The sequence below is a fragment of the Pseudophaeobacter sp. 1A16562 genome, assembly GCF_041008785.1.
Taxonomy (GTDB): Bacteria; Pseudomonadota; Alphaproteobacteria; order Rhodobacterales; family Rhodobacteraceae; genus Phycobacter; species Phycobacter gallaeciensis_A.
In genome coordinates, this window is sequence record NZ_JAXGFT010000036.1 from 1 (window position 1) to 6,497 (window position 6,497).

Annotated in this window: 7 protein-coding genes and 1 pseudogene; 3 read left to right on the forward strand and 5 right to left on the reverse strand. The window is 61.2% G+C overall.

From position 1 onward, the window contains the following. From SM764_RS22450 to SM764_RS22470, 5 genes and pseudogenes are all read right to left on the reverse strand, one after another. A pseudogene (locus SM764_RS22450) lies at positions 1–121 on the reverse strand (electron transfer flavoprotein subunit beta/FixA family protein); the annotation flags it as partial. Positions 122–389: 268 nt separating this feature from the next. After that, complete coding sequence (locus SM764_RS22455) at positions 390–962, reverse strand: cob(I)yrinic acid a,c-diamide adenosyltransferase (RefSeq protein WP_369002858.1); 573 nt, start codon at positions 960–962, stop codon at positions 390–392. Between the two features lie 6 nt (positions 963–968). Then, on the reverse strand, positions 969–1,172 hold the full coding sequence (locus SM764_RS22460) for a twin transmembrane helix small protein (protein ID WP_369002859.1): 204 nt from the start codon (positions 1,170–1,172) through the stop codon (positions 969–971). Positions 1,173–1,243: 71 nt separating this feature from the next. After that, on the reverse strand, positions 1,244–2,074 hold the full coding sequence (locus tag SM764_RS22465) for an SDR family NAD(P)-dependent oxidoreductase (protein ID WP_369002860.1): 831 nt from the start codon (positions 2,072–2,074) through the stop codon (positions 1,244–1,246). A 45-nt stretch (positions 2,075–2,119) separates the two neighbouring features. Then, complete coding sequence (locus SM764_RS22470; protein WP_369002861.1) at positions 2,120–2,869, reverse strand: SH3 domain-containing protein; 750 nt, start codon at positions 2,867–2,869, stop codon at positions 2,120–2,122. Between the two features lie 294 nt (positions 2,870–3,163). Here SM764_RS22470 and SM764_RS22475 point away from each other — a divergent pair, with 294 nt between their 5' ends. The 3 genes from SM764_RS22475 to SM764_RS22485 form a co-directional block, all read left to right on the forward strand. Continuing rightward, positions 3,164–5,512 (forward strand): DNA topoisomerase IV subunit A, encoded by a 2,349-nt coding sequence (locus SM764_RS22475; RefSeq protein ID WP_369002862.1) that lies wholly within the window; start codon positions 3,164–3,166, stop codon positions 5,510–5,512. A 139-nt stretch (positions 5,513–5,651) separates the two neighbouring features. After that, positions 5,652–6,206: a hypothetical protein gene (locus SM764_RS22480; protein ID WP_369002863.1), complete on the forward strand. Its 555-nt coding sequence runs from the start codon at positions 5,652–5,654 to the stop codon at positions 6,204–6,206. Positions 6,207–6,376: 170 nt separating this feature from the next. Continuing rightward, positions 6,377–6,497, forward strand: a 121-nt coding sequence (locus SM764_RS22485) for a GTP-binding protein (protein ID WP_369002791.1), incomplete at its 3' end; no start/stop codon positions are given.

Consider the following 6,497-nt stretch of genomic DNA (forward strand, 5'->3'; position numbering starts at 1 on the left):
TTTCGTCAAAGGGGTTCATCGACATTTTGACGTTGGCGAGATCGACACCGCTTCCGTCCGCTTTGACGCGGACCTTCACGTTATAGTCAATCACGCGTTTGACAGGCACGAGTACCTTCATTTTGCGTTCTCTCCTTAACAAACGGCCTGCCGTGGGGACGGCGGGCCTCCATGCTCTCGCGCCGTTGATACCGGGTCAGTGGTGCGGGCAACAGTGAAAAATCGTCATGTTAGCGGCCCCGGACGTCGCGTCCGCGTGTTTGGCGCATCATTTTTGCAAGAATGTTTCGCAAGCGCCCCTGCCTGCCGCCACGGCAGATTTCCACCCCGGCGTTGTCGCCGGGGCATGTCTTGGGCCCCTGCGATTCGCAGAGGCGATGATCCGGGGGTCAGCGGTTGGCGCCCGGAACCCAGAGCACATCCAGATCGCCATTGTCATTGGCGGCGCGGGAGGCGACGAAAAACCAGTCGGACAGGCGGTTGAGATATTTGACCGCTGCCGGATTCACGTCTTCTTCGGTGGCAAGCTCGGTGGCCAGGCGTTCAGCGCGGCGCGCCACAGTGCGGCAGACGTGCAGATGGGCAGCCAGTTTCGACCCGCCTGGCAAAACAAAACTGCGCAGCGGCGCCAGCTCTTTGTTCATCACATCGATCTCGGCTTCGAGCCGGTCGACCTGACTGGGCACCATGCGCAGCGGCGGGTATTCCGATTCGCCGTCCTTATCCATGTCCGGGCGGCAAAGGTCGGCCCCCAGATCGAAAAGGTCGTTCTGGATGCGGGTAAGGGCGGCATCCATTTCACCTGAGGCGTCAAGACGGGCAACGCCGACAAAGGCGTTCAACTCGTCCGAGGTGCCATAGGCGGTGACCCGGGCCGAATGTTTGGCAACCCGGTCACCATTGCCCAGAGCCGTATCGCCCTTGTCACCGGTGCGGGTGTAAATCTTGTTCAGAACAACCATGATTTCTTATCCTCCCTGATTGCGCAGGTAGACATAGGCGGCCACCAGTAAAACGGCAATGAACTGGAACAGTAGCCGGAGGCGCATCATCTTGTTGCCATACTTGTGGTTGAAGGCGCCGCCTTTACCAAAGCCACCAAGGCCGATCACCAAAACGATCACCACGGCCGCCATGGCCAGGATGGCCAGAATATAGAGCGGATCACCCATTGCTCTTGCTCCTTCGCATTTGCGTTGCCCCGGTCTATCGCCTGCATGGGCGGATGGCGACCGCGAATCCGCTATCTAAGCCGCGCCAGGATGCGGTCAATTGACCGGGTTGGCAAAATCCGGCGCAGGAAGCCCGCGATATGGGTCGGCGTGGTTACGTAATAGCGCGGGCGGGGGCGAGGCGACTCGCAGGCATGGATCAGTTTCTCCGTCACCGCCGAGGCCGGGAGTTCGAACCGGTCGGGGCCTTTGCTTTCGTAAAGCCGTTTCAGCAGGCTCTCCTCATAACGGGCGCGCAGGGGTGAGGCGCGCCAATCCACGTAGCGTTCGAAATGCGGGATAGAGTTTTCGCGAATCTTCGATGTCACCGGGCCAGGTTCGATCAGGATCACATGGATGTTGGTGTCCGTCAGTTCGATCCGGAGCGTATCCGTCAGCCCTTCGATGGCGTATTTGGTTGCCACATAGGCGCCGCGCCACGGGAAGGTCACCAGACCCAGAATGGACGAGTTCTGCACGATGCGCCCATGGCCTTGCGCCCGCATCACCGGCAGTATCTGGCGTGTCAGCTCGTGCCAGCCAAAGAAATTGCTTTCGAAGATGTCACGCAGCGCCTCAGTCGGCAGATCCTCGACTGCGCCGGGCAGCCCGTGCGCGCCGTTGTTGAACAACACATCAAGGCTGCCGCCGGTTGCCGCCAGTACCTGTTGCAGCCCGTCCGTGATGGTGTCCGGCCGGGTGTAATCGATCAGCGGGCTGTCAAAGCCTTCGGCGTGCATCCGGTCGCAGTCCTGCTGCTGGCGGCAGGAGGCAAAGACGCGCCAGCCGCGTTCCCGCATGCCGCGGGCCGCATCCAGTCCAATTCCCGAGGAACAGCCCGTAATCAGGATGGTTTTTTGCATGATGCCCCCTTTGCCATAGCGCGGGAGCGACCCGCGCCAGCGCAGTTATGGGGCCTTTTTGCTGACCAGTGAAGCGGCGATCCAGCCAAAATGTTCATTGTCCGGCGTGCGCAGATGCAGCCAGCCGGTGCCGCTGTCGCTGATGACGATTACCTCGTCCCCGGCCAGCAGCCGGGTGATGATCGGATAGGCCGTGCCCGGCCCCTGCCGCATGTTAACCCGCGAGGCCCGGATGCTGCGTTTGTCCGTTTCGGGGTCTTCCGTCAGGCCGGGCGCAAGCAAAGCCGCGCCCGTTTCGGGTTGCCTTGGCGCGGCTTCGGAAGATGGCGGACCCGTGCCAAGGCCTTGCCAGCCGACCTGCACTCCGCCGTCAAGCCCCTGCTCAAGAGAGGCGAGTTGCATTCCTCCGGTGTCCAGACCTGCGGACATCACCCGCGCCGCAGAGCTTGGTGCGGTCCCCGGCGCGGTGTCGTCTTCGTTTGGGGCAGGGGCCTCGAACGCGGCTGTCCCGGTCTCAGTCGTTTCGGGTTTTGGCCGCAGGTCCTGCTGGCCCGAAGCCCGCGCCGCTGCCAGTGCCTTGTGCCGCTGGTCAAGGGAGGTCCGGGTCACCAGGGATTCTGCGGTGACGGAAATTTCGTTGCGTCTTATAGCAGGGGGGGAGGGTGTATTCGCCCGTGTTACTTCGGCGCTCTTTTCCGGAACGGGGCGTTGCGGGGGCGTGAAATCCGCCCCGCCGCTGAGTTCATAGAACCCCCAGCCAAGGAAGGCAAAAGACGCCAGAACAAAGCGCGACATGGCGTGGTCCCCCGGAAAATAACATCATCTGACGACAACCTGCGGCAGCTGTCCCTACGGCGTCGCTTGTGGTGGTGGCGGTCGACCCCTGCTTGTCGATCCTGCGGCACTGACACCGGAACAATAGCACCGGAACAATAGGCTGTGCGGGTTTAAGCCTAGGTGAAAACGGGCCCTAAACACAGGGGAGAGTCCGTTTTCTTCTCCCCCAACCGGGCCTCTGGGGCCAAATCCGGGCCAGGGGAGGACAACGCGCCGCTTTACCGCGGCACATGGGGGCAGTATTACCACGGAATGAGTGACTTGGTAGAAGACCCCGACCTCCCCTCCGCGCCGCAGGACGGCGAAGTGCTGGAACCGCTGCGCCGCGCCATTGGCGAGCGCTATCTGACCTATGCACTGAGCACCATCATGCACCGGGCGCTGCCCGATGCCCGTGACGGTCTGAAGCCGGTGCACCGGCGCATCCTCTATGCGATGAATCGGTTGCGGCTGAATTCGACCGGGGGCTTCCTGAAATCGGCCAAGATCTCCGGCGATACCATGGGCGATTTCCACCCCCACGGCGACGCAGCGATCTATGATGCGATGGCGCGTCTGGCGCAGGATTTCAACGTCCGCTATCCGCTGGTCGACGGTCAGGGTAACTTCGGCAATATCGATGGGGATAACCCGGCGGCCTCGCGCTATACCGAGGCGCGCATGACCTTTGTCGCCGAGGCGATGCTGGATGGTCTGAACGAGGATGCCGTCGATTTCCGCGACAACTACGATGGCCGCCTGACTGAACCGGCGGTGCTGCCCGCAACTTTTCCGAACATTCTGGCCAATGGCGCCAGCGGTATTGCGGTGGGCATGGCGACGAATATTCCGCCGCATAACATCGCCGAGTTGATCGACGCCTGTATCCACCTGATCAAGGCACCCGGCGCCGATGATGACACGCTGCTGAAGTACGTGCCGGGGCCGGATTTCCCGACCGGCGGCGTGATCGTTGAACCACAGGAAAACATCGCCAAAGCCTATCGCACCGGGCGCGGGTCCTTCCGGCTGCGCGCCACCCATGAGGTCGAGGATCTTGGACGCGGCCAGTGGCAGATCGTGGTCACCGAAATTCCTTATCAGGTCCAGAAATCCAAGCTGATCGAAAAGATCGCCGAGCTGATCCAGACCAAAAAGGTGCCGATTCTCGGCGATGTCCGGGACGAGAGCGCCGATGACATCCGCATCGTTCTGGAGCCGCGCTCCAAGAACGTCGACCCCGATGTACTGATGGGCATGCTTTATCGGAACTCCGATCTGGAGCTGCGCTTTTCGCTCAACATGAACGTGCTGATCGACGGGGTCACGCCCAAGGTCTGCTCGATGAAGGAGGTGCTGCGCGCCTTCCTTGATCACCGCCGCGACGTGCTGCAGCGCCGCTCGCGCCACCGGATGGCCAAGATCGACCACCGGCTGGAGGTTCTGGACGGCTTCATCATCGCCTTCCTCAACCTCGATCGGGTAATCGACATCATCCGCTATGATGAGGACCCCAAGGCCGCTCTGATGCGGGAGGATTGGTCGAAGGATCACCCGCGCGCCTATGACGAGGCGGACTACAAAACACCCGGTGCGGGCACCGGAGAGCTGTCCGAGGTTCAGGCCGAGGCGATTCTCAACATGCGGCTGCGCTCTTTGCGGAAGCTGGAAGAGATCGAACTGACCCGCGAACGCGACGCCCTGCGCGAGGAACGTGCCGGGCTGGTGGAATTGCTGGGGTCGGAAGAGCTGCAATGGACCCGGATCACCGAACAACTGCGGGAAACCAAAAAGCAGTTCGGCAAGAACTACGAAGGCGGCGCCCGCCGCACCCGGTTCGCTGAGGCGGGTGAGGTCGAAGAGGTGCCGCTGGAGGCGATGATCGACCGCGAACCGATCACCGTGGTCTGCTCGCAGATGGGCTGGATCCGGGCGATGACCGGACATATCGACCTGAACCGTGAATTGAAGTTCAAGGACGGCGACGGGCCGCGTTTCATCTTCCACGCGGAAACCACCGATCGGCTGCTGGTCTTTGGCAGCAACGGGCGATTCTATACGGTCAGCGCCGCAACGCTGCCCGGTGGCCGCGGCATGGGGGAACCGGTGCGCCTGATGGTGGACCTGCCCAACGAGGTTGAGATCGTCGATATCCTGATCCACAACCCCGAAGGACGGCTGCTGGTCGCCTCTTCTGCGGGCAACGGGTTCATCTGCGCCGAAAAGGACATCGTGGCGCAGACGCGTGGCGGCAAGCAGGTGCTGAACGTCAAGGAGGACGAACAGGCGCGAATCTGTGTGCCGGTGACTGGCGATCACGTGGCTGTGGTTTCGGAAAACGGCAAGTTCCTGGTCTTCTCGGTCGAAGAAATGCCGGAGCTGTCCCGTGGTAAGGGCGTGCGTCTGCAAAAGTACAATATGGCGCGTGGCAAGCAGGGCTCGCTGGAGTTGGATGGTGGCCTTAGCGATGTCACCACCTTCAACTGGGATGATGGCCTGACCTGGGAAATGGGCGGCGGCAAGACCCGCCATGAAACGGATCTCAGCCAATGGCTGGGTAAACGCGCCGGTGTCGGCAAGCGTCCGCCCTATGGCTTCCCGCGGAATTATAAATTCAAGTGATGGTGCGGGGCGCGGAAAATCTGTGCCCCCTTTGCCACCTGCCGTCGGTGTTGCTGACGCGCGTCTTTACCGGCGCGCGCGGCTCTGCCTATCTGTGCGCGACCGGCCTCATACACCAGCTTCATACAAGGGAAATGGAATGACCCGACTTCTTGCCTTTCTGGGCCTTCTTGCGCTGCTTTCGGCCTGCGCTGAAACGCTGCTGGACGAACCACCCGAGGATCTGGGTGCCTTCCGGGTGCGGGTTGCCCATGTTTATACCGAAAAAGCGCTGAAATGGCCGATGTCCCGCGCTGCGGAGCAATCGGAGTGGATCGAGCCGATGAAAACAGCGCTGGAAGCCCGCCTGCGCCGCTATGACGGGCCGCAGGAGTACGACGTTGCCGTGACCCTTGAGGGCTTCATGCTGGCGCCGCCGGGTGTGCCGGTGCTGTTCAATCCCAAAAGCGTCGCGGTTGTGAATGTCTTTGTCTACGACGTGGAAAAGGAAGAGTTCCTTGCCGACAAGCATCAGATGGAGATCTTCGAGGACACCACAGGCGAAAGCGCGATTGTCGGCTCGGGCCACAGCCGGACCAAGGAAGAACAGATCGCCGGATTGTCGCTGAATATCGCTGATGCGGTGGAAGAATGGATGGCCGAACAGCACAAGGAAAACGGCTGGTTCGATCTGCGGGCCGAGGCCGCCGAGTAGGGCATTGCCCCGCTCCGGGGTGCGAAACCACATCAATCCGGACGAAGTTTGCCAAATCCACGACTGTCAAGCAGGAACGGGTTGATTTTTGCGCGTAAACCAAATAATCGGCGCGCGCAGAGGAAACCGGGTCGCATAGGGACCCCACATTTCAAAAGGGCGCCAAGAGAATGGCTAAGGAAAAGTTTGAGCGTAATAAACCGCACGTCAACATCGGCACCGTTGGCCACGTTGACCACGGCAAAACCACGCTGACCGCAGCGATCACCAAATACTTCGGTGACTTCAAAG

Bases quoted from the DNA above. Each gene is read 5' to 3' on its own strand.
- SM764_RS22455 (WP_369002858.1), bottom strand. From the start codon at position 962: ATGGTTGTTCTGAACAAGATTTACACCCGCACCGGTGACAAGGGCGAT.
- SM764_RS22460 (WP_369002859.1), bottom strand. From the start codon at position 1,172: ATGGGTGATCCGCTCTATATTCTGGCCATCCTGGCCATGGCGGCCGTG.
- SM764_RS22465 (WP_369002860.1), bottom strand. From the start codon at position 2,074: ATGCAAAAAACCATCCTGATTACGGGCTGTTCCTCGGGAATTGGACTG.
- SM764_RS22470 (WP_369002861.1), bottom strand. From the start codon at position 2,869: ATGTCGCGCTTTGTTCTGGCGTCTTTTGCCTTCCTTGGCTGGGGGTTC.
- SM764_RS22475 (WP_369002862.1), top strand. From the start codon at position 3,164: ATGAGTGACTTGGTAGAAGACCCCGACCTCCCCTCCGCGCCGCAGGAC.
- SM764_RS22480 (WP_369002863.1), top strand. From the start codon at position 5,652: ATGACCCGACTTCTTGCCTTTCTGGGCCTTCTTGCGCTGCTTTCGGCC.